Origin of the sequence: Romboutsia sedimentorum, from assembly GCF_030131845.1 — a bacterium.
Classification (GTDB): Bacteria; Bacillota; Clostridia; order Peptostreptococcales; family Peptostreptococcaceae; genus Romboutsia_D; species Romboutsia_D sedimentorum.
Window position 1 is genome coordinate 424,053 of record NZ_JASKYM010000002.1, and the last position, 23,260, is coordinate 447,312.

At 25.5% G+C, this 23,260-nt stretch carries 24 protein-coding genes; 17 read left to right on the forward strand and 7 right to left on the reverse strand.

Going from position 1 to position 23,260, the window contains the following annotated elements:
• Position 1: 1 nt before the first annotated feature.
• A complete protein-coding gene (locus QOZ84_RS07220; RefSeq protein WP_284132279.1) occupies positions 2-1,225 on the reverse strand; it encodes a pyridoxal phosphate-dependent aminotransferase in 1,224 nt (407 codons plus the stop codon).
• Positions 1,226-1,548: 323 nt separating this feature from the next.
• Here QOZ84_RS07220 and QOZ84_RS07225 point away from each other — a divergent pair, with 323 nt between their 5' ends.
• The 3 genes from QOZ84_RS07225 (at position 1,549) to QOZ84_RS07235 (ending at position 3,785) form a co-directional block, all read left to right on the forward strand.
• Positions 1,549-2,493 carry a galactose-1-phosphate uridylyltransferase gene (locus tag QOZ84_RS07225; RefSeq protein ID WP_284132280.1) on the forward strand — a complete coding sequence of 315 codons (945 nt, stop codon included), beginning with the start codon at positions 1,549-1,551 and terminating at the stop codon, positions 2,491-2,493.
• An 81-nt stretch (positions 2,494-2,574) separates the two neighbouring features.
• Positions 2,575-3,327 carry an exodeoxyribonuclease III gene (locus QOZ84_RS07230; protein WP_284132281.1) on the forward strand — a complete coding sequence of 251 codons (753 nt, stop codon included), beginning with the start codon at positions 2,575-2,577 and terminating at the stop codon, positions 3,325-3,327.
• Positions 3,328-3,455: 128 nt separating this feature from the next.
• Positions 3,456-3,785 (forward strand): hypothetical protein, encoded by a 330-nt coding sequence (locus QOZ84_RS07235; protein WP_284132282.1) that lies wholly within the window; start codon positions 3,456-3,458, stop codon positions 3,783-3,785.
• A gap of 31 nt (positions 3,786-3,816) precedes the next feature.
• On the opposite strand, the gene QOZ84_RS07240 is transcribed toward QOZ84_RS07235, so the two are convergent.
• The gene (locus QOZ84_RS07240; protein WP_284132283.1) at positions 3,817-4,590 is read right to left on the reverse strand and encodes a 3'-5' exonuclease; all 774 of its coding nucleotides are present in this window, start codon (positions 4,588-4,590) and stop codon (positions 3,817-3,819) included.
• A gap of 297 nt (positions 4,591-4,887) precedes the next feature.
• Between QOZ84_RS07240 and QOZ84_RS07245 the strand changes: the two genes are divergently transcribed.
• The 3 genes from QOZ84_RS07245 (at position 4,888) to QOZ84_RS07255 (ending at position 9,103) form a co-directional block, all read left to right on the forward strand.
• Positions 4,888-6,786: a type I glutamate--ammonia ligase gene (locus QOZ84_RS07245; protein WP_284132284.1), complete on the forward strand. Its 1,899-nt coding sequence runs from the start codon at positions 4,888-4,890 to the stop codon at positions 6,784-6,786.
• A 615-nt stretch (positions 6,787-7,401) separates the two neighbouring features.
• Positions 7,402-8,220 carry a M23 family metallopeptidase gene (locus QOZ84_RS07250; protein WP_284132285.1) on the forward strand — a complete coding sequence of 273 codons (819 nt, stop codon included), beginning with the start codon at positions 7,402-7,404 and terminating at the stop codon, positions 8,218-8,220.
• 181 nt (positions 8,221-8,401) lie between these two features.
• Positions 8,402-9,103 (forward strand): hypothetical protein, encoded by a 702-nt coding sequence (locus tag QOZ84_RS07255; protein ID WP_284132286.1) that lies wholly within the window; start codon positions 8,402-8,404, stop codon positions 9,101-9,103.
• 6 nt (positions 9,104-9,109) lie between these two features.
• Here QOZ84_RS07255 and QOZ84_RS07260 read toward each other — a convergent pair whose 3' ends face one another.
• On the reverse strand, positions 9,110-10,234 hold the full coding sequence (locus QOZ84_RS07260) for an MGDG synthase family glycosyltransferase (RefSeq protein ID WP_284132287.1): 1,125 nt from the start codon (positions 10,232-10,234) through the stop codon (positions 9,110-9,112).
• A gap of 142 nt (positions 10,235-10,376) precedes the next feature.
• Here QOZ84_RS07260 and QOZ84_RS07265 point away from each other — a divergent pair, with 142 nt between their 5' ends.
• The 6 genes from QOZ84_RS07265 to QOZ84_RS07290 all read left to right on the forward strand — a co-directional run bounded on the left by QOZ84_RS07265 (position 10,377) and on the right by QOZ84_RS07290 (position 15,770).
• The gene (locus QOZ84_RS07265) at positions 10,377-11,711 is read left to right on the forward strand and encodes a hypothetical protein (protein WP_284132288.1); all 1,335 of its coding nucleotides are present in this window, start codon (positions 10,377-10,379) and stop codon (positions 11,709-11,711) included.
• A 54-nt stretch (positions 11,712-11,765) separates the two neighbouring features.
• Positions 11,766-12,800, forward strand: coding sequence for a M42 family metallopeptidase (locus QOZ84_RS07270; protein WP_284132289.1), 1,035 nt, complete (start codon positions 11,766-11,768; stop codon positions 12,798-12,800).
• 189 nt (positions 12,801-12,989) lie between these two features.
• On the forward strand, positions 12,990-13,322 hold the full coding sequence (locus QOZ84_RS07275) for a PadR family transcriptional regulator (RefSeq protein ID WP_284132290.1): 333 nt from the start codon (positions 12,990-12,992) through the stop codon (positions 13,320-13,322).
• Positions 13,315-14,091 carry a DUF1700 domain-containing protein gene (locus QOZ84_RS07280; protein WP_284132291.1) on the forward strand — a complete coding sequence of 259 codons (777 nt, stop codon included), beginning with the start codon at positions 13,315-13,317 and terminating at the stop codon, positions 14,089-14,091. Before QOZ84_RS07275 ends, QOZ84_RS07280 begins: the two co-directional genes overlap by 8 nt.
• Complete coding sequence (locus tag QOZ84_RS07285) at positions 14,084-15,112, forward strand: DUF4097 family beta strand repeat-containing protein (protein WP_284132292.1); 1,029 nt, start codon at positions 14,084-14,086, stop codon at positions 15,110-15,112. Before QOZ84_RS07280 ends, QOZ84_RS07285 begins: the two co-directional genes overlap by 8 nt.
• Positions 15,113-15,212: 100 nt before the next feature.
• Entirely contained in the window at positions 15,213-15,770 is a 558-nt protein-coding gene (locus QOZ84_RS07290) for a hypothetical protein (RefSeq protein WP_284132293.1), read from the forward strand.
• A 44-nt stretch (positions 15,771-15,814) separates the two neighbouring features.
• On the opposite strand, the gene QOZ84_RS07295 is transcribed toward QOZ84_RS07290, so the two are convergent.
• Positions 15,815-16,120, reverse strand: coding sequence for a hypothetical protein (locus QOZ84_RS07295; protein ID WP_284132294.1), 306 nt, complete (start codon positions 16,118-16,120; stop codon positions 15,815-15,817).
• A 231-nt stretch (positions 16,121-16,351) separates the two neighbouring features.
• On the opposite strand from QOZ84_RS07295, the gene QOZ84_RS07300 reads away from it, so the two are divergent.
• Entirely contained in the window at positions 16,352-17,536 is a 1,185-nt protein-coding gene (locus QOZ84_RS07300) for a hypothetical protein (RefSeq protein ID WP_284132295.1), read from the forward strand.
• 49 nt (positions 17,537-17,585) lie between these two features.
• On the opposite strand, the gene QOZ84_RS07305 is transcribed toward QOZ84_RS07300, so the two are convergent.
• Together QOZ84_RS07305 and QOZ84_RS07310 are read right to left on the reverse strand one after the other, a co-directional pair.
• Positions 17,586-17,906: a YlbF/YmcA family competence regulator gene (locus tag QOZ84_RS07305; RefSeq protein ID WP_284132296.1), complete on the reverse strand. Its 321-nt coding sequence runs from the start codon at positions 17,904-17,906 to the stop codon at positions 17,586-17,588.
• 242 nt (positions 17,907-18,148) lie between these two features.
• On the reverse strand, positions 18,149-18,967 hold the full coding sequence (locus QOZ84_RS07310; RefSeq protein ID WP_331496536.1) for a pyridoxamine kinase: 819 nt from the start codon (positions 18,965-18,967) through the stop codon (positions 18,149-18,151).
• Positions 18,968-19,192: 225 nt separating this feature from the next.
• Between QOZ84_RS07310 and QOZ84_RS07315 the strand changes: the two genes are divergently transcribed.
• From QOZ84_RS07315 to QOZ84_RS07325, 3 genes are all read left to right on the forward strand, one after another.
• Positions 19,193-20,341 (forward strand): amidase domain-containing protein, encoded by a 1,149-nt coding sequence (locus QOZ84_RS07315; RefSeq protein WP_284132297.1) that lies wholly within the window; start codon positions 19,193-19,195, stop codon positions 20,339-20,341.
• A 158-nt stretch (positions 20,342-20,499) separates the two neighbouring features.
• Entirely contained in the window at positions 20,500-20,700 is a 201-nt protein-coding gene (locus tag QOZ84_RS07320) for a cold-shock protein (protein ID WP_026900594.1), read from the forward strand.
• A 332-nt stretch (positions 20,701-21,032) separates the two neighbouring features.
• The gene (locus tag QOZ84_RS07325; protein ID WP_284132298.1) at positions 21,033-21,437 is read left to right on the forward strand and encodes a CBS domain-containing protein; all 405 of its coding nucleotides are present in this window, start codon (positions 21,033-21,035) and stop codon (positions 21,435-21,437) included.
• Positions 21,438-21,529: 92 nt separating this feature from the next.
• On the opposite strand, the gene QOZ84_RS07330 is transcribed toward QOZ84_RS07325, so the two are convergent.
• On the reverse strand, positions 21,530-22,285 hold the full coding sequence (locus QOZ84_RS07330) for a peptidylprolyl isomerase (RefSeq protein WP_284132299.1): 756 nt from the start codon (positions 22,283-22,285) through the stop codon (positions 21,530-21,532).
• 714 nt (positions 22,286-22,999) lie between these two features.
• On the opposite strand from QOZ84_RS07330, the gene QOZ84_RS07335 reads away from it, so the two are divergent.
• Entirely contained in the window at positions 23,000-23,257 is a 258-nt protein-coding gene (locus QOZ84_RS07335) for a TIGR03905 family TSCPD domain-containing protein (protein WP_284132300.1), read from the forward strand.
• The last annotated feature ends 3 nt before the right edge of the window (positions 23,258-23,260 follow it).

Here is a 23,260-nt window from a genome sequence, read left to right on the forward strand (position 1 = left end):
ACTAAGCTTCAACTGGAGATACTTTAGAGTTTGCAGGTAAAAGAAGATATTGTTCAAGACCTTCTTTTAAAAGCGTAGCAGCTTTATATAAGTCAGATTCATTAAGAATGTAAGCAAGTCTTATTTCATTACGACCTAGTCCAGGTGTTGAGTAGAATCCTTCAGCGGGACAAGCCATAACTGTTTCATTATCTTTGCTAAATTCTTTAAGCATCCAAATTACAAAATCTTCTGCATTTTCTACAGGTAATTTTGCTACTATATAGAATGCTCCAGTAGGTTTTTCACATACAACACCATCAACTTTCATTAATTCGTTGTATAAAACATCTCTTCTGTGTTTGTATTCTTCATTAACTTCTTTAAAGTAAGACACTGGAGTTTTATACAATTGTACAGAACCAATTTGTTCTAACGTTGCAACACAAAGTCTTCCTTGACATAACTTTAATATTTGAGCTATAAGAGTCTTGTTTTTGCAAGCAAGAGATCCGATTCTAGCACCACAAGCACTGTATCTTTTAGACACACTGTCTATGATAACAACTCTGTCTTCAACTTCTTTTAAGTTTCCAAAACTTGTATAATCTAGCCCGTCATATACAAATTCTCTATAAACTTCATCAGCTATTATCCATAAATTGTTTTCTATAGCTATTTGTGCTATCATGCTAACTTCTTCTTTTGTATAAACTGTGCCAGTAGGGTTACCTGGATTAGAAAGTAATATACCTTTGGTCTTAGGATTAATTAGAGAACAAATTTTTTCTTTGGGTGGTAAGTGGAATCCATCTTCAGCTTTTGTAGTGATTGGACTAACCTCTACATTTACGCATTGAGAAAATCCATTGTAATTAGTGTAAAATGGTTCTGGAACTAATAGATTGTCACCTGGATCACAGATAGCCATCATAGTAAATAATAAAGCTTCACTACCTCCATTAGTTATAAGAATATCATCGCTATCAAAATGCATATCATATGTAGTATAATAATCTTGAAGTGCTTTAATTAATTCTGGAATACCGTTAGAGACAGCATATTCCAAAACGTTACTGTCAAAGTTTTTAACTGCGTCAAAAAATCCTTTAGGAGTTTTAATATCTGGTTGACCTATATTTAAATGATAAACTTTAATTCCTCTAGCCTTAGCATCAAGAGCATAAGGAACTAATTTTCTTATTGGAGAAGACTGCATAGCAGTAACTCTGTTTGAATATTTCATTTAAAGTACCCCCTATTATTTAAATATAATTAGACTATGTTTATAAAATTTCTAACCAAGATTATAGTAGCATAAGTGATTACAAAAATCAGTAAAAACTAGTAATAGCATTATACAAAAATAGTGATAAAAATACATAAAAACTGTATTTTAGACTTTTTTTTACAAAGAACTAAAGTATATGCCTTGTTTCATATTTTAGTGTGTTAAAAAATATAGAAAATAAAAAAATAGTGAATTTATTTATTAATTAATGGTGTAGTTTTAGATAGTTTTTTTAGAATAAAGTTTAATATAAAAAGAATTCCTAAGAGGTGTTAACTATGAAAGAAATAAGAATAGATAATATTAAAAAAGACATAGTCATAGTTGCAAAGGATAGATCTAAAAGACCGATAGATAAAGTTGTCTCACCACAAGATGAGCCAACTTTAGAATATGAAGAAAAATGTCCATTTTGCAGAGGAAACGAAAATTATATTACAAAGGAAAAATTTAAAATCGAGGATAAGACAGGTTGGTTAGTAAAATCTGTAGAAAATAAATTTCCAATTGTAGATAATTTACCAGGTGAAATATATGGTTTACATGAAGTTATGATAGATACATATCGTCATAATGGAAGTTTTTATGATATGAGCGAATCTGAATTTGAGAATTTATTTATTATGTATAAAAATAGATATACACAACTTATATGTGATAAAAAAATAGAATATGTAAGTATTTTTAAAAATTTTTTAAGAAAATCAGGAGCATCATTAGCACACCCACATTCTCAAATAGTATCGCTTTCTATTGTTCCTCCGGAAATAGAAAATCAAATAGATATATGCAAAGATTATTATGATAAAAATAAAAAATATTTATATGATGATATTATAAAAAATGAAATAGAGTTTGGAGACAGGATAATTAACGATGGAGTTTATTTTTTAGTTATAGTTCCATACGCAACTAAATTTAGCGGTGAAGTAAGAATAATATTTAAAGAAAAAATCAAGTTTGAAAAAATGAATGAAAAACATATAAAAGAACTCTCAAAAACATTTAAAAAATTATTTGAAAATTTATATAAAGAAAGTGGTTATAATGCTTTCAATTTATGTGTATATACACATCCTCTAAAAATAGAATGTGAGAATCTATTTAATGTACATATGGATGTAATACCAAGAAAATATAGTTTTGGTGGGTTTGAATTAGGAACAGGGATGTACGTATCATCAATAGACCCAGGAGAATTAGCAAAAAAATTGAAGTTTTAGTTAGGTATATATTTTGATACAATATATAAAAAATAGGGTAAGATATAGTATATTAAAGATGAATTAAAGTAGGAGGAAAAGATGAAATTTATATCGTGGAATGTTAATGGGATAAGAGCATGTGTAACTAAAGGATTTGTAGAGTACTTCAAAGAGGTAGATGCAGATATATTTTGTTTGCAAGAAACTAAACTTCAAGAAGGTCAAATAGAATTAGATTTAGATGCATATTATCAGTACTGGAATTATGCACAAAAGAAAGGTTATTCAGGTACAGCTATATTTACAAAAATAAAACCTTTGGATGTGTTTTATGGAATAAATATAGAAGAACATGATAATGAGGGTAGAGCAATTACATTAGAATTTGAAGATTTTTATTTTGTAACGGTGTATACTCCAAATTCTCAAAGTGAATTGAAAAGGTTAGAATATAGAATGAAATGGGAAGATGATTTTAGAAACTATTTAATACAATTAAATAATAAAAAACCTGTAATTGTGTGTGGTGATTTAAATGTCGCTCATCAAGAAATCGATTTAAAAAATCCTAAAAATAATAAAAAAAATGCAGGATTTACTGAAGAGGAAAGAAATAAATTTACACAGTTATTAAATCATGATTTTATAGACACATATAGATATTTTAACCCTGACAAAGAAGGTTCATATTCTTGGTGGTCATATAGATTTAATGCAAGAAAAAACAATGCTGGTTGGAGAATTGATTACTTTGTAGCATCTAAAAAAATAGAATCTAGATTAGTTAGTGCTAATATACATACTGAAATATTAGGATCAGATCACTGCCCTGTAGAGCTAATAATAAAATAATATCTAAAAAGGTTAATAAAATTATAAACTTATTAATATAATGTACAGTGATATGTTTAATATTTATGTATATTTACATACACTAAAATCAGAAGAAAAATAATTTTATAACCAAGGGGGATATATTTATGAACTTATTAGGTCTTAAGCAAAAGTTAGAAAAAGGAAAATCACTAGGTGGAGATGTTATATACATAAAAGAAGAAAATATTTTATATGGATTAGAATGTATATATGAAGACCAAGAAAATAAAAGTATAACGTTATTAAAATCAAAAGAGGAATCTATTAAGGTAGAGGACTTTATAAAAGTTTTAGATAAGTTATATGCTAACATAGGAGATAAGGAAGTATTTATAGGTAAGGATGAAAATAATAGAAATGACAAAAAAGAAATAAAAAGTGTAGAATTTGCACAGTATGAATTATTAAAAATGTTATTTATAAATGTAGAATAAATAATAAGTGTAAAAAAAGATAGACGCATGTCTATCTTTTTTTACACTTATTAGAGTTAATTAAAAATTGATTAGTTTTCCCCATCTTATATGCTAAATCAATTATTTTTTTATCTTCTTTACTTAATTCTCTGTTTAATACCTTACTAAATTCCTCAAATAACCTATCGTAATTAATTTGTTTTTTAGTGGATTTTTCAACAGTTGATGATTTTACAGTAGTATATATATAAACATCAGGTACAATACTTGGGTTATATATTCTAATAAAAACTTGAGCTGTATAAAATGCGTCATTTAAAGCGTTGTGATATGATTTATCTTGATTTAATTCAAGTATTTGAATAGCATTTTGAAGTCCAATACTCCTACCAGCAGGATTATCAAAATAAATAGAAGCATAATGCTGAATATTTATATATGATTTAGGCAAAGTTTTTGATGGCAAATTATAATATGTTATGTTTCTATATAATTCTTTTAAATCACCGGTACCCCAAACACATAAAACAGGATCCTTAGAAGATATAAACCTTTTAAATTCTTTGTATGCTTGTGGAAAAGAAGGAGCATCTGCCACATCTTTTAAAGTTATTCCAGTCATTTTACCAATAAAAGGATGTATGCCTTTGTATATTTCTGGTTTTACATAACTATTGAATGTATCAATTATATTAAAGTTACTATCTAATTTAATAGCGCCTATTTGAATTATTTCAAAAGGGCATCTTTCATTAGATACTGTTTTATTAAGAGTTTTATCAAATCCTTGATTGAATTCTAAGTCAAAAACTATATATTCCATAATATTTCTCTCCTAAATTATCTTATCTTACCAATATATTCATAAATATGTTTATTATAAAATATTAATATTTAAAAAGAAGCAAATGAAGACTTCTTAGTTTATTATACCCTATATTTAGTAAAATGTTAAATTATTGTTATATGTATTTATAAAATAGACGATTTAGATAAATAAGCCTAGAAAAAAATAAAAATATTGCGAACTTTCAAATGATAATATATAATAAGTATAAATAAAACACGAACAAAAATAAAATAAAAATAAAAATAATATTGGAATTAAGGGGGATAATATATGGAAAAGTTATTATACACAATAGAACCAAATAATCACAATGAAAAAGATCTTAAATTTATTTTAAACAATAATAGAAATATAAAGTTTATTTCTTTAATGGGTGTAGATTTAGGAGGAAATGCAACTGATGAAAAAATACCAGTAAATTTATTTTTAGAGGATATAAGTGGATTTTTAAAATCAGCTATTCAAACTGATGGATCGAGCGTAGAACTTTATAACATAGCAACTCTAAATAATGCTAAGGTTGATTTAATGCCAGATGTAGATTGTAAGTGGTATGTAGATTATAACTTTGAACATATCGATGAAGAACTTAATTTGCCAGTTGGCACTCTTAGAATACCAGCTTTCTTAATTCATGAAAATAAGAAAGTATGTTCAAGAGGAATATTAAAAAAATCAGAAACTTATTTTAAAACATCTATTTTAAAATTATTTAAAGAATATCCAAATATCATAAAAAATATTGGAATAGAAGATATTTCGAATATAGAAGACATAATATTAACGTCAGCTACTGAATTAGAATTTTGGGTAAACACACCAGAAGATAAAGCAGACTTAGAAAAGTTATATGTATCACAAAGTTTAAAAGAACAATATTGGAAAAGAACACATGGTATTATAAGGACTTGTTTAGAAAAAACTTTAATAATTTTACAAGACATAGGTATAAATCCTGAAATGGCTCATAAGGAAGTTGGAGGTATTAACAGCTCTATAAGCATAGATGGAAAAACAAATCATGCTATGGAGCAGCTAGAGATTTCATGGAAATTCTCAAATCCTCTTCAAGTTGCAGATAATGAGTTAATAGTAAGAGAAATAATAGAAGATGTATTTACATCTAATGGATTAGAGGTAACGTTTAAAGCAAAACCTATATATGGGGTTGCAGGAAGTGGAGAACATGTTCATGTTGGCGTTAGTGCAAAGCTAAAAGATGGAAGTATAAAAAATTTATTTGCTCCAAAAGATATGACAAAAGACTATTTAAGTGAAATTGGGTATGGGGCACTTATGGGAATACTTAATAATTATGAAGTATTAAACCCTATAGTTACATCATCTAATGATGGATTTAATAGATTAGTACCAGGGTTTGAAGCACCAGTATGTATAGTAACATCACTAGGACATAATTATGAAGTAGCATCAAGAAATAGGTCTGTACTTGTAGGATTAGTAAGAGATATAAAAAATCCAAAAACAGTAAGACTTGAATTGAGATCACCAAATCCACTATCAAATACTTATTTAGTTATAGCAGGTTGTTACCAAACAATGTTAGATGGAATAAAAGCAGTAGCAAAGAGCGGGTTGTCAACTAAGGACCTTGAAAAAGAGCTATCTAAGGAAGTAGGCCAAGAAAGCTTTTATTTAGAAAAAGACAGAGCCTATAGAGATGAAAATGATGTATTTGAACATTATACATTGCAAGAGAGAAATTGTAGATTTTCAGTACCACCTGCAACAGTTTATGAAAATATGAGGAATTTAAAAAATTATGAATATAAGTTGAATTCTTTAAAACAAGGAAATGTATTTACTGATGTAATAATAGATTCGTTTAAGATGGGTGCTATAGACAAATGGGTGAAAGAATTAGAAAATAGAATTATTCATGACCATATGGAAACTGTAAGAAGCTGTGTAAAGTTACATAATAAGGAAAATATGGATGCTTTAGATGAAGTTGCATGGAATGCTATTTCAGAGATAAAGTTTAACATAATGAAAGATACATTAACTAGAAAATCATTGTTTACTAATATTAGAGAGTCTATAGCAAATAAAGATTATGAAGTGGTATCAAAATTACAATTACAATTAAAAAAAGAAATGAAAGAAATTCAAGAATTGTATGTACAATATAGTAAAAATATATATTAAAAAAGAAGAGGGAGACCTCTTCTTTTTTTATGTTTTTAAATTACAAGATGTACTAATAAACTTAATAATAGAAGGTATGCAAAGATATTAAAATTATAAGAAGAGATATTTTTCTTTGATGGGAAAAATGTTATTTTTAGTATCAATAATAAGATAAATAAAACTACATATCCTGAATTAATCAATACAGTAAAACTTGAAAAACTTAAAAAATGTATTATAGATAAAATAAATATTATAATTAGGAATTTAGAATTATGTTTAGTTAAAAAGGGCAGTAATTTATTTATATGTTTTCTGATAAATTTATTGCTTGTAGCAGAGTAACAATCTCTAAGTAAGTATAGTAGTGAGTATAATATTATGAATAATGAGGATACAAAGCCTGATAAAATTCCTATATCTTTAATCATTATAAATCCTCCCTTTATTTTAGGATAAAAAATTTTATTAGTATATAGTATTTTATTTATATGAAATATGTGAACAATTTAAGTAAGAAAATTAAATTTAAATAAAAAATTATTTAACAATAATTATAAAAATAAAAAAAAATAGTAATAAAATATTAAAAAAAGGCAATAGTAATATATAGTGATAAAAGGAGTGAAAAATATGGAAAAAAATATAAAAACATTTATATTAACAACTTTTTTATGCATAACTTGTTTTGCTATTAAAAATCAAAGTGTGTATGCTTTTAGTGAGGATGTAAATTTAAATTTATTAATAGAAAATAAAGAAAATCAAAGAGAACTTAAATCTAAGATAGAAAAATTACATCAAGATATAGAAGCTAAGACTGAAAATATTGACAATAAAAAACAAGATAATGTACAAGCTGAAGTTGTAAGTGTCAGTTTTGTAGAAAAAAATGAACTAAATTCAAGTGATTATTTAATCAACGAAGTGAAAACTATAGAAAAAGAAAAATTAGAATTAGAAAAACAACTAGAAGAAAATAAAGTAAAAGGTATGAAATTAGAAAAATCGATAGAAGAAGATGAAAAAAAATATTTGAAAGAGAATAATTTGAGATTTAAGGCAGGTATATGGCCAGTTACTTCATATAATCAAATTAGCTCTCCTTTCGGTTATAGAATACATCCTATAACAGGAGAAAGAAAATTTCATAGAGGTATAGATATACCAGCACCTCAAAATACAGAAATATTATCATCTGATGATGGTGTAGTTATATTTTCAGGAGTACAAAACGGATATGGAAATGTGGTTAAATTAAAGCATTTCGATGGTAAGAAAACTGTATATGCTCATAATACTTTTAATGTAGCTAGGGAAGGTGACATAGTGAAACAAGGACAAGTTATTGCAAAAGTAGGTACTACAGGTAATTCAACTGGTAATCATCTTCACTTTGAAACTATTATAGATGAAGAGAATATAAACCCTTTAGATGCAGTAAATAAATAGCAATAGGGCAAGAGTACATATATATTGTAGAAATATTAAAAATTAATATATATTAAAAAGAAGGGTATATGCCCTTCTTTTTAGCATAAAATTAAGTATAATAAAGGATTAATAAAAGCAAGGCGAAATTATAAAATTAAATGTTTGAAAATTTAGAAAATTTATAAAAAGGAGAGCTTTGATGAAAAAAAAATTCATACCGGATATATTAGTATACGTTTTTGCACCTATATTAGTATGTAATTTAGAGATAAATAAAAATATAAGCTACATAATACTGGCATTGATAACTTTAACATTTATTTATAGTATTACGACTGCGAAGAATGAACTTAGATTAAATGTATCAGGAATAATATTTGCTTCTTTATATATATGTGCACACATGTTTAAACAAAATGCAGAATCAGACTTTGTCAGGTATATATATGATACATATTGTTTCTTAATATTATCTATATTATTTATAGGATTAACATGTTTTGATAAAAATATAATTAGACAAATTTACTCAGATATACTTAGATCTAAAGGTCATACTAAATATTATGTAGGACACTATTTAAGTAGAAAATTTATAAAGCAAGAATTTGAAAAGATTTTATCAATTATAAACATACATTTGTTAGCTATTACATTCATTAGAGTTTATTCTATATCAACATATGGAGCTCGAGATTATTTAATTACATTAGATTTAGAAAAATTGGTTTGTCTGTTATTTATAATTGTGGAGTGTTATATGGTATATAAGATAATTAGAGAAAATAAGAAAGATAAAAATAATAAACTTAGAAAAGAAAATATAAGAAATAACACAATAAATAAAGATGTTGAAGAAAAAATTATATATTTAAATAAATATAAAAAAACTAATAAATAACAAGGATTAATTCTTGTTATTTATTAGTTCTAGTATATAATCTGCTATTTTATCATAATTAATTAGCTTTTTAAATTCTTTAATATTTGATTGCATAAAATTAAATATAGATTCAAATTTACCCGAAGATAATTCATAGAATATGTTTTTTAAATCATCTTCGTCATTGTAAATTATACCAATTCCTTTATCAATTATAAACTTAGCGTTCTCTATTTCCTGACCAACTTTAGGGACTTTGACTATTATTGGTGTTTCAGAATGAATACCCTCAAATAAAGTTGCTCCACCAGGCTTTGTTATCATAAGATCATAGTCTTTTATTAAATTGTGCATATCATTTACATACCCTAAAACCTTTATGTTTGATAATGGTTTTTTTTCTGTAAGATAATTATGTAGCTTAGAATTTTTTCCTGTAACTATTGTTAACTGTATAGTTTCAGCATGATCTTTAATAAATTCATCAATCCAATACATAAAATCATCATCTACATCAAATAACCCTCTTCCTCCGCCTAAAAGTAGTATTTTATATTTATTAGGAATATGAATTTTTTCACTCACAAGGAATTTACTATTTATAGGAACTCCAGTTACCTTAATAGATGTAGGAGAAATACCTTTTTGTACAAATCTATTTCTGATTTCACAAGATGGAACAAAATACATATTAGTAGTAGGATATACCCATTCAAGGCTGTCTACAACATCAGTAATAACTGTTAAAGTAGGTATATTCATTTGAGGATATTTTATTTTGAAGTTATATACACAAGCAGCAGCCAGTGGAAAAGTAGATATAATTAAATCTGGCTTTTTATCAAGAATATATTCTATAAGCTTAGGTGTATATAGTTTATGAGCTAAATCATGTTTTGAGTCAAAAGATTTTTTTAGATAATAGTAATAATTATATAAGCCTGGTGTATATTTAGTATTATTTTCATATAATTTAACCATTGGCTTATTCATTATGGGAAGACTAGCGCTTATAAAATTTTGTATTGTAACATCACAAGAGCTATCTTTTTCTAAAAGATTATTTTTAATAGCATTTGAAGCACTTATATGACCAGCTCCAAATTGAGCTGTAAGTATTAATATTGATTTGGGTTTCGCTGTGTGCATTAGTTATTCACCTCTAATAATTTAACTTTATAATTACAGTATTATACAGATATAAATTGATTTAATCAATAATAATAAAACTTATTATATTTAAGAAGGAAATATTTATATTAAGTTGAAACTTAATATAGAGGTGGGCTGTATGGAAGTAGTAAGTAAAAGACATGAAAAAGAAGAAAATGTAGACAGTGATTTTATAGACATATTAAAACTTATTATATATTCAAGTATAGGAATATTTGTATTTTTTATTCCTATAAAACTAAATGGACAATCAATAACTCTAATATACCATATAGCATATAAATTACAATCTGACTTAAGGCCATTTCTACAAATATGTATAATTGTATACGCTATAATAGGGTGTTTAAAGCCTATATTAGAAAATAAAAAAAAGAAAATAATCCAGAGTAATATTTTTTTATACATTAGGATGTTTAGCATCCTAATAATAGTAAATGTATTTTATGGTAAAAATACAATTATGTTCTTAGATGACGATATATTACTTTTAATAGATGAACTAGTTTTGAATGTAGCTACAGTATTGCCACTAAGTGCAATATTTATCACATTTTTATTAGATTATGGATTTTTAGATATAGTAGAATCATATTTTCACAATACAATGAAAAAAAATTTCAAGTTAAGTGGAAAAACCATAGTTAATATTCTTATATATATTTGTACTGATTGCTTTTGTGGAATGTTTGTAACAAATAAATTATATAAAACTGGAAAAATTAGATACAATGAGGCCTGTATAATTATATTGGATTTTTCTATAATGTCAATACCTATGGTTAGTTATATGTCAAAAGAACTAAATGTAGACAAGATAGATATAATTATAGTTAGCACAATTACATTAATAATTACTAATATGATTTTGTCTAGAATTTATCCTTTAAGTAAAAAAAAGAAGTCTTATTGCATGAAAACAAATTATAGAGAAACTATACACAAAAGTGATAAATTAAAAAATGGAATAAAAAAATACCTTAAAAATAAAAACAATAAAAACATAATAAAAACAATTATTGATAATTTAGAGGAAGCTATTTCTGTAATTATTAATTTAATACCTGAGCTAGTTATGATATTGTACTTAGGAAATATAATATTAAATAGTGACATTATATTAGAATTATCTAAATATATATTTTATCCTTTAACAGAAATATTTAAAATTGCAGATAAAGGTGAAATTAGTTTGTTTGGAATAAATTTATTTTATAATGGTATTATAGGTATAGAAAATGTTAGTAATTATACTCAATATAGTACTAAATTTTTGATTGGTACACTAGCGGTTACAAGTTGTACATCACTTAGTAGTAATATGGTATATATAAAAAATACAGATATTAGTATAACCAAAAAAGAATTTTTAGTATCTTACACACAAAGAATAATTACTATAGTATTTATTTATTCAATAATGTATTATTTTTATAGGGGATATATGATGTAAATATAGGTAGTTTATTATAATAAAAAATAAAAAAATGTATGAGGAGAGTTTAAAATGCATAATAAAAAAATAATAGAAAAGTATTTAGAAGAACTTTTAGTTATTCCAAGTCCAACAGGGTATACAAAAGAAATAATGGAGTATATAAAAAAAGAACTTGAACAAATGGACATAGATTACAAAGTATCAAATAAAGGAATACTAGTAGCTACTATAGCTGGAGCAAATCAAGAAAAGGAAATTACATTTTCAGCACATGTAGATACATTAGGTGCGATGGTTAAAGAAATAAAGGCTAACGGAAGATTAGTTATATCCCAAATAGGAGGATATATGATGAACTCTATAGAAGGCGAAAATTGTTTAATACATACTAGGTCAAAAAAAGTATATGAGGGAACATTACAAACAATAAAGCCTTCTATTCATATACATGGTAATGATGCAAGAGAATTGCCGAGAGATTGCAAAAACTATGAAATCGTAATAGATGAATGTGTTTTTACAAAAGAAGATGTACATAAGTTAGGAATAGAGGTTGGAGATATTATATCATTTGATACAAGAACTAAAATAACTAATTCGGGGTTTGTAAAATCTAGATACTTAGATGACAAAGCATCTGCAGCAGCTATATTATATGTCATGAAGTATATTAAATTAAATAACATAAAGCCTAACCGCTCTATAAACTTCTTCTTTAGCAACTATGAAGAAGTAGGTCATGGATCTTCAGCATTTATACCGAAAAATACATCTGAATTTATTGCAGTTGATATGGGATGCCCAGGAGAAGGTCAAAATTCTACAGAGTACGATGTGTGTATATGTACAAAGGATTCAAATGGACCATATGATTATGAACTTGTCAATAAACTTATTGGAACATGTGAACAAAACAATATAAACTATAAATTAGATATATATCCTAACTATGGATCAGATGCTACTGCTGCATTAAAATCTGGCATGGATTCTAAATTTGCCCTTATTGGCCCTGGTGTATTTTCATCACATGGATATGAAAGAACTCATATAACATCAATTGTAGAGACTGCAAAGCTAATAATAGCTTATATAGCTAATTAATATAACTTATAAACAAGAAGCCTTATTAAGATTAAATAATCTCAATAAAGCTTCTTGTTTATGTTTTATGAAAGTATAAAATAAATAGCTATTGTGTAAAGCAAAGTACTGTGTTATTATTATCTCATGAAAAGTAAAACATAGTACTGTGTGAAACATAATACTATGTTTATAGAAAGGAGGAGTAATATGAATACTCAGTTTAGAAAAGGAGTACTTGAAATTTGTGTATTAGCTCTTATTTCCCAAAAAGACATGTATGGGTATGAAATAGTTCAAAATATATCTAAGGTAATAGATGTAAATGAAGGAACTATATATCCTATACTTAGAAGGCTAACAAAAGAAGGATACTTTGAAACTTATATATTAGAATCAAGAGAAGGTCCCGCTAGAAAATATTATCAGTTAACGATATTAGGAAAAGAAAATTTAAGTAAGCTTATGCTAGAGTGGAAAGATTTTGTTAAGGCTGTAAATGTATTAATAAGTAATGATGAGGGAGGGAATGACTTTGAATAAAAAAGAATTTTTAGAAATATTAAAAGACTATCTTAAAAAGAATTTTTCTGAAGATGAAATAAATGATATATTAAGAGACTATGAAGAATATTTTTTAGAAGGTGTCATAGAAGGTAAAAGTGATATAGAAATAATAGCAGGATTAGGGTCTCCTAAATCAATAGCAAATGAGCTTATATCAGAAACGAAAAACAATTATTCTAGTGAATCAAGTAAAAGTGATAACATGAAAGATCAATTTAATGTCTTTAAATTAAGAGCAAAAGATAAGTATAATGATTTGAAAGTAGAGATTAGTGAAAAGCTTACTCCAAATATACAAAATAACAATCATAATAAAGATAGAAAATGGATACAAGTAATATTGGCTATATTATCTTTGATTTTAATTATACCTGCATTTACAATTATAATGACATTGGTTTGTATAGGTATAGGATTAGTAGGTTTATTAGTAGTATACTTAGTAACAGCACCATTTATAATTAGTTTTGTAATGGGTACACCTCAAATTGCAATACTTTATATATTTGTATCTATTACATTTATAGGAGGTCAAATTTTTGCTTGGCAATTGTATATATTCGTAGTGAAATTATGCAAAAAAATAATAAAGCAATATATAAATTGGTTAAAAACTAGAAATTTATATATAAATGCTAGTAAGAAAAAAGAAAAGTATGATAATAAAGAAAAAGAAAACGTGTTTGAAGAAGATTTAAATGATAATGAAGATGAAGGAGATGAAGGAGATGAAAAATATGAATAAAAAAATAACTATATGTTCTATTATTTTAGTTATAATAGGCACTATCGGAACTATATGTTCAGGTATAGCATCTATTCCATATTTTATAAAGACTTCTTCTGATATAGAAAGAGAGCTAAATAAGGAATGTATTATATATAATAAAGAGATAGACATAAATAAATTAAATATAAATACAAAAGATACAAATATAGTGATAAGAAAACATAATAAAAGCAATGTGCTAGTTAGCAAAAAAGGAAATAAAGATAACCTTAGATATAATATTGAAAATAAAGATAATACATTATCTATATCTGAAAATGAAAGTAAAGATAACTATAAAGATATAAGAAGTTCAAACGACTTTGCTAATTATGTATTTAATGAATTTTATTCACAAAATACTAATAACATAGTTATTTATATACCAAATGATGTTGATATAAATACGTATACACAAAGTGGTGTATTAGATATTCAAGATGATATATTTTTAAATGACGTAACATTTAAAACATTATCTGGAAATATATCATTACCTAAACAAGTTAAAAATTTAAAAAAATTAGATATAAAATCTAAAAATTATACACAATTATCGATATCAGAATTATTAGGGATAAAAGATATATATATAAGTAGCAACTCTGTTAATGTATACTCAGATGATAATGACATATTTATAGATAACAAAGAAAATTATATACCTAATAATGTAAATATAAATCAAGATTCTAATGATTATGGAAATGTTGATATATCTACAGAAATACCAATAGCGAACAATTTGAATATAAATGCATATAAGTCTAATGTTAGTGTTGATTTACCAATTGATAGATATAAAATAAACTTTAATATAAAATCATTACAAAGAATTAATATAGATGATTTAATTCAGGAAAATAAAATCAATGAAAATGATCATTTAAAACATCAAGATATAAGAGAACTAAATGGTAATTTAAATAAAAATTTGGATGAATTAAAAAAAGAATATAAAGTAAACATAAAATCAGAATATGTAAGTATAAAATAATGAAATAAAGTATTATAATTCAAAAAATAACGAAAATGTTAAAAAAAATAAGTATACTATGATATAATATTAAGAATAAAAATAAAAAAGAGGTATACTTATGAATAAAAGAGTAGTAAGTTTGATTTTGATTTCTACTACTTTATTAGTTAGTGCATGTACAAAAGAAAATTTAAATAGTGATAGTATAATAGATGTAAGTTCATCTCAAGCAATAAATAATAATGAATTTTATTTAGAAAATGAAGATACTACAGCAAAGGACTCTAATGATTCAAAAAAGAATTCGGGCACTATAAAGATACCAATAAATATAATGTCTAAATATTCAAAAGATATAACGTACTTAGAAGTTAAAGAAGATAGTTCACTGCAAGAAAAATTAGAAATTATAATTAAAACAATTTCTAGAGAATATTTCAATGGACTACCTATAAGTGTAACTGTTTACGGCAAGAATCTTGCTAAGATAGAGTTGAAAGAGCCTAAAGACTTGAGTAATAGTAGAGTTTCATGGAAAGTAGATTATTTAAATGAAGTTACAAAAGAGTATACAATAAATACTATAATAAAAAATATAATTCAAGAAGACTATAAAGGTGCATGGATAGAAAAAATACAATTATATTATGAAAATGAATTAATACAATTAGATTAAAAGCAGTATTAGAAACGAATTTGTTTCTAGTACTGCTTTTTAACTTACATAATATCGTCACCCATATCATTAGGATGGCTAGCTATATAAGTAGCAATAGATAATACACCTACTCCAGCGAGCAATTTTAATTGTTGCTTAGCAACAAACTTACAAGTTGGAATTGTTATTTTTCTAATACTTGGACTGATAATATTTGCAGTAATTAAAGCAGATCCTACTAGTATACCTGTTGCTAAAGTTGGATTACTTTTAGTGAAATTTTTCATATTATTTGATAAATCATCACAATTACTACAATTATTAAATAATGTATTTTCATTGGTATTGTTAAACTCATTTGAAATCATAAAATCACTCCAATCAATAATAAATTATTAAAATTAAATTTATAATTCTTACACATATGATGTGCAAATAACAAAAAAATATAATGAAAATTTATAATAAATAAATTACTTTAAAATAAATCAATATTAAAGAATTAGTAACCACATTCAAAGACAATCATATAATTATATTAGACAACATAAGTTTTTTCTTATGGGGGTTAATTTACAGCAAAGGGGTTTTGACATATTATGAGAAAGAAAAAGAAACAAGGGTGTTCAACTGCACCTATATATGAAGATTGCAATATATGTAGTGAACATGTAAGTGCATGTAAGCCATGTAAAACAAATAACGTATGCAAACCAAACAACTCGTGTAAAAAAATGGTTAATCATTGTGTAGAATGTCCTTGTGATGACTACGAAATAACTTACGCAGATAAATGTGTTAAGCTAGCTAAACAAGCAGAAGATTTATTTGAAAAAGCTTTAGAGTGTGAATGTAAGGCTGTAGAAGCATACGAACAAGCTAGAGAATGCGAAAAATCGTCGAAAGTACTATCATCAAAAGCTAAAAATTTAAGAAAAAATGCTAGTTGTGATGAGCAAGAATCTAAAGCTGCTTGTTGCAAAGCTAAAGAACTAATGGAAAAATCTCAAAAACTTTGCGAACAAGCTAAATGTCTGTTTAAAGAGGCTGAAAACGTAGAAAGAGAAGCAGAATGCCATTGTGAAAAGGCTAAGGTTTTATTTGAGAAAGCTCAAGAACATAATGATAAGGCAAAAGCTTTATATCATCAAGCATTAAAATGTGATGAAAAAGCATTAGAATGTTATAAGTCTGTAGGTGAAAAAATAAAAGAATATGAAGTGAAATCAAAAAAATGTGAAGATATGGTACAAAAATGTAGTAATAAATTACAACAGTGTGAAAACAAACCTAAATGTGATGAAATAAAAGAATGTAAAAAAGAAAAAGAAAATTGTGGATGTCATATTCCTAAGAAACAATATTGTAAACCAGAATATGAATTAAATTACTGTAATCCATGTCATGAAATAAAAGAATGCAAAAAAGAGAAAGAAAATTGTGAATGCCATATTCCTAAGAAAAAAAATTGTAAACCACAATGTAAAGTAAATTACTGTAATCCATGCCATGAAATGAAAGATTGTAAAAAAGAAATAATATATGTAGAAGATGAATATTTAAACATGAATCAATGCCCAACAACATATGTGAGTCCTATGTATGATATGGGTAATATGCAATATATGGGTGGATTTGAAGACCAATATCCAAGTTTAGATATGCCATATATGAATTCATATATAGACGAATATCAAGATATGAATGACATGTGGATGAATTATTATATGATGATGCAAAATATGATGCAAAACATGATAATTCAGCCAAGAGATTTTGATTAATGAAAAAAGAATGCTTTCAAGCATTCTTTTTTCATTTTATTTTTATTGTTTACTTTAATAATTCTTTTTCAATTGATTTATACAAATTTTCCATCATAGAATTAAACTGCTTTGTATGCTTCATATAATTTGAGACTGATGGCAAATTAAAAAAATCACTATATTCTTTATTTAGTTGCATGATTTTTTTAGATGCATCTTCCATTCTATAATTTGAATAAATTGTATTTTTTTTATTAATATATGTATCTAATTGCTTTTTTAAGTTTCTATTCTTTTCTAAATTAATTTTGCTTTTGTTCATATCTTTAAATTCATTTGTATTTTTTATAAAATTAGCAAATTCTTTAACTTTATTATTGATATCCATAAAATATCCCCCTTATATAAAAGCTATATAATATATTCTATATAATATATTTATAAAATATACTAAATATTAAAAGTATAAAGGAAAATATTGAACTTATATAAAAAGCATTTCAAAAAGTGTAGCAAATAGGAGCGATAGTTAATAGTATATAAGGTATGAAGCTTTGACTAATAAGAAATGACATCGTGGAGAAGGAGGCCTATAATATCATTTAGGCCTCCTTATTTACAATAAAAAGTTTAAAGGCAAGTTAAATCACTTAAAAACATCTCAAACATAACGCCTTCATTTCTATCGGTAACAAATTCAGATGTATAATTTATAGCTTTATAAATGAAGTTAGTAGCTTCTTTTACAGAAAAATCTAAATAATAGCCTTTATTTAAAAGACCACATAGTATAGATGTAAATATATCTCCTGTACCACTATAAGAACAGTTATTGTACTTTACAGAATAAGAAGAAAACTTATCTAAATCCCTATCATAACTTAAATTTAAAATATTTTTATCTTGTATTATTCCTGTAATAACCACCTTACTAGGCCCAAGTAGAGAAACTTCTCTAGCAATATCCATAAGTTCATTCTCATTAAATCCATTTTCATTGTAATCTCTATTAGTTAAAAAACAAGCTTCTGTTAAGTTTGGAGTAGCCAAGTTTGAAAGTTTAACTAATTCTTTTATTTTAAGACACATCTCTTTATCAAAAACAGGATAAATAGAGCCACAATCGCCCATAACAGGGTCTACAACTACGAATGAATTAGAATTTTTAGAAATAAAATCACAAACTATATTTACTTGATCTTTTGATCCTAAAAATCCACTATATATGCAATCAAAATTTAAACCTAAAGTTTTCCAAACACAAGAATAATCATTCATATGACTAGTGAGATCTAAAAATGTGTATTCAGGATACCCTGTCTGACTTGATAGAATAGCTGTAGGAAAGGGACAACATTGAACCTTTAGTGATGAAAGTATAGGAAGAGCAACAGCCAAAGAACATCTTCCTAGCCCCGATAAATCATTTATTGCTGCAATTTTTTTCAATATAACAACACCTCCAATATAATTATATTACTACTAAAAATAGAAATAAAATAGTTAAAAAAATAAAAATGACAGTGTATGATTACAATTTATTATTTAAAAAAAAATTGAAATTATTTATTTGTTATTTGGATATAATAATACAAAATAATAAACTATTATGTTTACATTAAAAGTAGTTGAAATTATATTGACAGTATTTGTCCTTTATAGGGAGGTGTGACTTTGAAAGAGTCTAAAATAAAAAATAAGTATATACAAGGTATAATTATATCATTAGGCTTAACTTTATCGATTGGAATATATACACATATTGAACAAGATAAGGTTCAAACAAAAGAAAGATTAGTACAAGTTAATGATATAGATACAAAAGAAGTTAACAATCAGTATAAAATACTTCTTGAAAGTTTATTTGATTATAGAAATAAGGCTTTGTTAGAAAAAAATGAAGGTATACTTAAACAATTATATGAAACAGATAAAAAATTTGGACTTTGGGCATATGAACATGAAGTTAAAAAAATGAAATATTTAGAAAATTGGTCAAATAAACAAGGCGTTAAATTTAATGATATAAAAACAAAAGTAAAAATAAAGAAAATAAAACAAAAAGAAGATGATTTGTATGGAATTATATGTACTGTATCAACTGAGTATAAATATTCATATGAAAATCAAAAAGATGTTGTTAATATGTTTAGGATAGGAACGTATCATTATTTAAATGTTAAGATTAGAGATAACCAATATATAATAACTAAAGAATGGTATACTGACCCATTTGCAGATTCTTTAAATTTAGAAAATATTAAATCTGAAGATATAAGAGATTATATATTAAAGAAAGAACCAATTAAATTAGAATTAACACTAGAACAAAATAAAGCAGTAAACTATGCTCATCAGTACTGTGGAGCAGCGGCTGACGAAGAATATGGATTAAAGTTTAATTCAAGTTATAAAGATTTTAATCCCGACGGTGGGGATTGTGCTAATTTTGCGTCTCAAATAATGTTTGAGAGCGGAAGATTTAAGAAAAATGATACATGGAATTATCAAGGCAATGATAGTACAAAAGCATGGGTAAATGCACAAGCGTTTAAAAATTATATAGTCTATAGTGGCAGAGGAAGTTTAGTAGCAAAAGGATCATATCAAGATGTATATAAAGAAGCGTATAACTTAAGACCTGGTGATTTTGTGGCTTATGAAAAAGGTGGAAGGATAACTCATGTGTCAACGGTTACTGGACTAGATTCTAAAGGATATCCATTAGTAACATGCCATAATAGTGATAGGCTTCTTGTTCCTTGGGATTTGGGATGGAGTGACAAAAAAATACGTTTTCATATCATAAAAGTACACTATTAATATAAGTTTTAAACCTTACAAAACACTATCTAAAAGCCTGGTGGTAATGCTTTATATTGTGGAAATTATTGACAAATACGGGTAAATATGATAAAGTGATAGTAGGGCTATCGTGTATTATAGCTAAATAAACTTGTGTTTTTTAGGAGGATTTATTAATGAAAACTGGAGTAGTTAAATGGTTTAACAATGAAAAAGGATTTGGATTTATATCTATAGAAGGCGGAGAAGATGTTTTTGTACATTTTTCAGCTATAACTGGTGATGGATACAAGTCTTTAGAAGAAGGACAAAGCGTAGAATTTGAAGTGGTTGAAGGTGCTAAAGGTCCTCAAGCTGCTAACGTAGTTAGATTATAATCTAAATTCATATATATTAGCAATTCTAGTAATATGTGAAATACAGCCGTTTTTAAGCGGCTTTTTTTATGTGATTATTTAAACTTATAAATAAATCACTTAAAACTTACATAGTTACTTTATTAAAACTTTATATTTAAATGCAAATTCAATAAGTGAATATAAAGTTTTTTAAAAATAGTTTGAAATAAAAAAATATTATATAAGTTTATATTTGAATTTAAAATAATAACTAAATATGTTAAAATGAATAATGGATAATAAATTTTGAATATACTGCTTCTATAAAAAGATGAAGTAATGTTTATACAAGTATTTGGAGGTGTAGTATAGTGAACATATTATTTTTTCTGACACCTAAAAGTGAAGTTGCATATATATATGAAGACTACACTATGAGGCAAGCTTTGGAAAAGATGGAATATCATAGATATTCTGCTATTCCTATAATTGACGATGAAGGAAAATATGTTGGAACTATGACTGAAGGGGATTTACTATGGACATTAAAAAATGACTTTTCCCTAGATTTAAAATCAGTAGAAGATGTTCCAATAATGCAGATAAAAAGAAGAATGGATAATACTCCGGTTTCTATTAATGCAAATATAGAAGATTTGATATCTAAGTCTATGAATCAAAACTTTGTTCCAGTAATTGACGATCAAAAAATTTTTATAGGAATAATTAAGAGAAGAGATATAATAGAATATTGCTATAACAAGTTAAAAGTATAAAAATTTAAAATATATAAAGCCTAGCAAATTTGCTAGGCTTTATATAATACTATAAGTTATATTTTTTAGAAATATTTAATGAAAAATTTTTATTAGTCGTTAAATTTTACAGTGTTTTGGTATTTAGACTTAAGATCATTTAATTTATTAGAATAAACTTCACTTTGCTTTTGGTACATTAAAGTTTTTTCTATTTCGTTTTTAACTTCTTCATATTCTGATTCTCCACCAGATTGTATTTCTTCTAACTTTATTAAGTGATATCCAAATTGAGTTTGAACAGGTCCAGATATTTCACCTTGTTTCATATTAAATACAGCTTCCTCAAATTCAGGAACCATTTGTCCTCTAGGGAAAGAACCTAAGCTTCCACCAGCATCTTTAGATGGGCAAGTAGAGTGTTCAGCTGCAGCATCTTCGAAAGATACAGCACCTTCATTTATTTTATTAAATAATTCAGAAGCTTTCTCTTCAGTATCTACTAATATGTGTTTAGCAGAAGCAGTCTCTGATTTGTTAAATTTACTTTTATTAGCTTCAAAGAAAGCTTTTTTCTCATCTTCAGTTAATGTAATGCTAGATAAAACTTTGTTTATAGCAAATTGCTTTAACATGTTTTCTTCAATTTTTTTCATTTCTGATTTAAAACTCTCATCATTATGTAATTGAGTTTCTTTAGCTTCAACATAGAATAATTCTTGATTTACTAAATCTTCTAGTAATTGTTTTTTACCTTCTTCAGTGTTAAAATGCATAGCTTGATAAGGATCTAAGCTTTTTAATGCACTTTCAATATCTAAATTAGTTATTTCTTTTTCACCAACTGTAACTAAAACTTTTCTTTCCATAATAGTTAACTCCTTTATATATATTGTATTTTATTGATAAGGTTATTCTTCAATTTAAATCATATCAGAAAAGTACTCATATGTCTAATATTTCCAAGCATTATATTAAATATGTATTAATATGAAAAAGTTATAGTAATTAGCAATAAAGCTGATAAAATACCTACTACGCCTTCATTCATTTTATATTTGAAATTTTTAACGCACGATATATAAAAATAAATAAGTATGAATATAAATTTTAAAGATAATAAAAGCATACTTTTAGAAAATAATAGATAACTACATAAGAATAATATAAAAGTAACTAAGGTACTTACTCTATATAAAGTGACTATTTTAGGGAATTTTCTTAAGTTATATAAAATTAAAAAAATGTAAATTACAGATAGTAATGTAAATGATATAAACATAATAATCTCAGTTTGAAACTTTGGGATAACTACGGAATTGTACCAAACTATTGGCCAAAATAGTAATATTAAAAATTTAAAAAAGTCATCTATAAACTTAGTATTATTCATAATACACATCCTTTCTAAGTATTGAAATTAATCTATAAATAAATTAAATCATATAAATAGTCTAAATACTATAATTATTATCCATATATTATAAAAATATATGATAGTTTGTAAAAATAATTAATATATATTAATAGATGTTAATTATTTTTTATTACAATTAGAACTTATTATAAATGGAGGCGAGTTTATGTATAGATATTATACAAAAGGAGTATGTACAAAATCCATAGTCATGGATATAGAAGAAAATATATTAAAAGAGGTATTATTTGAAGGTGGATGTAGTGGAAATGCATTAGGAATAAAGCATTTAGTCGAAGGAAAAGATATAGATGAAATAATAGAAAATCTTGAGGACATACCATGTAAGGATAGGGGAACTTCTTGTCCTGACCAATTAGCTAAAGCACTAAGAATATATAAGGAATATGCATATAATAAATAAAAA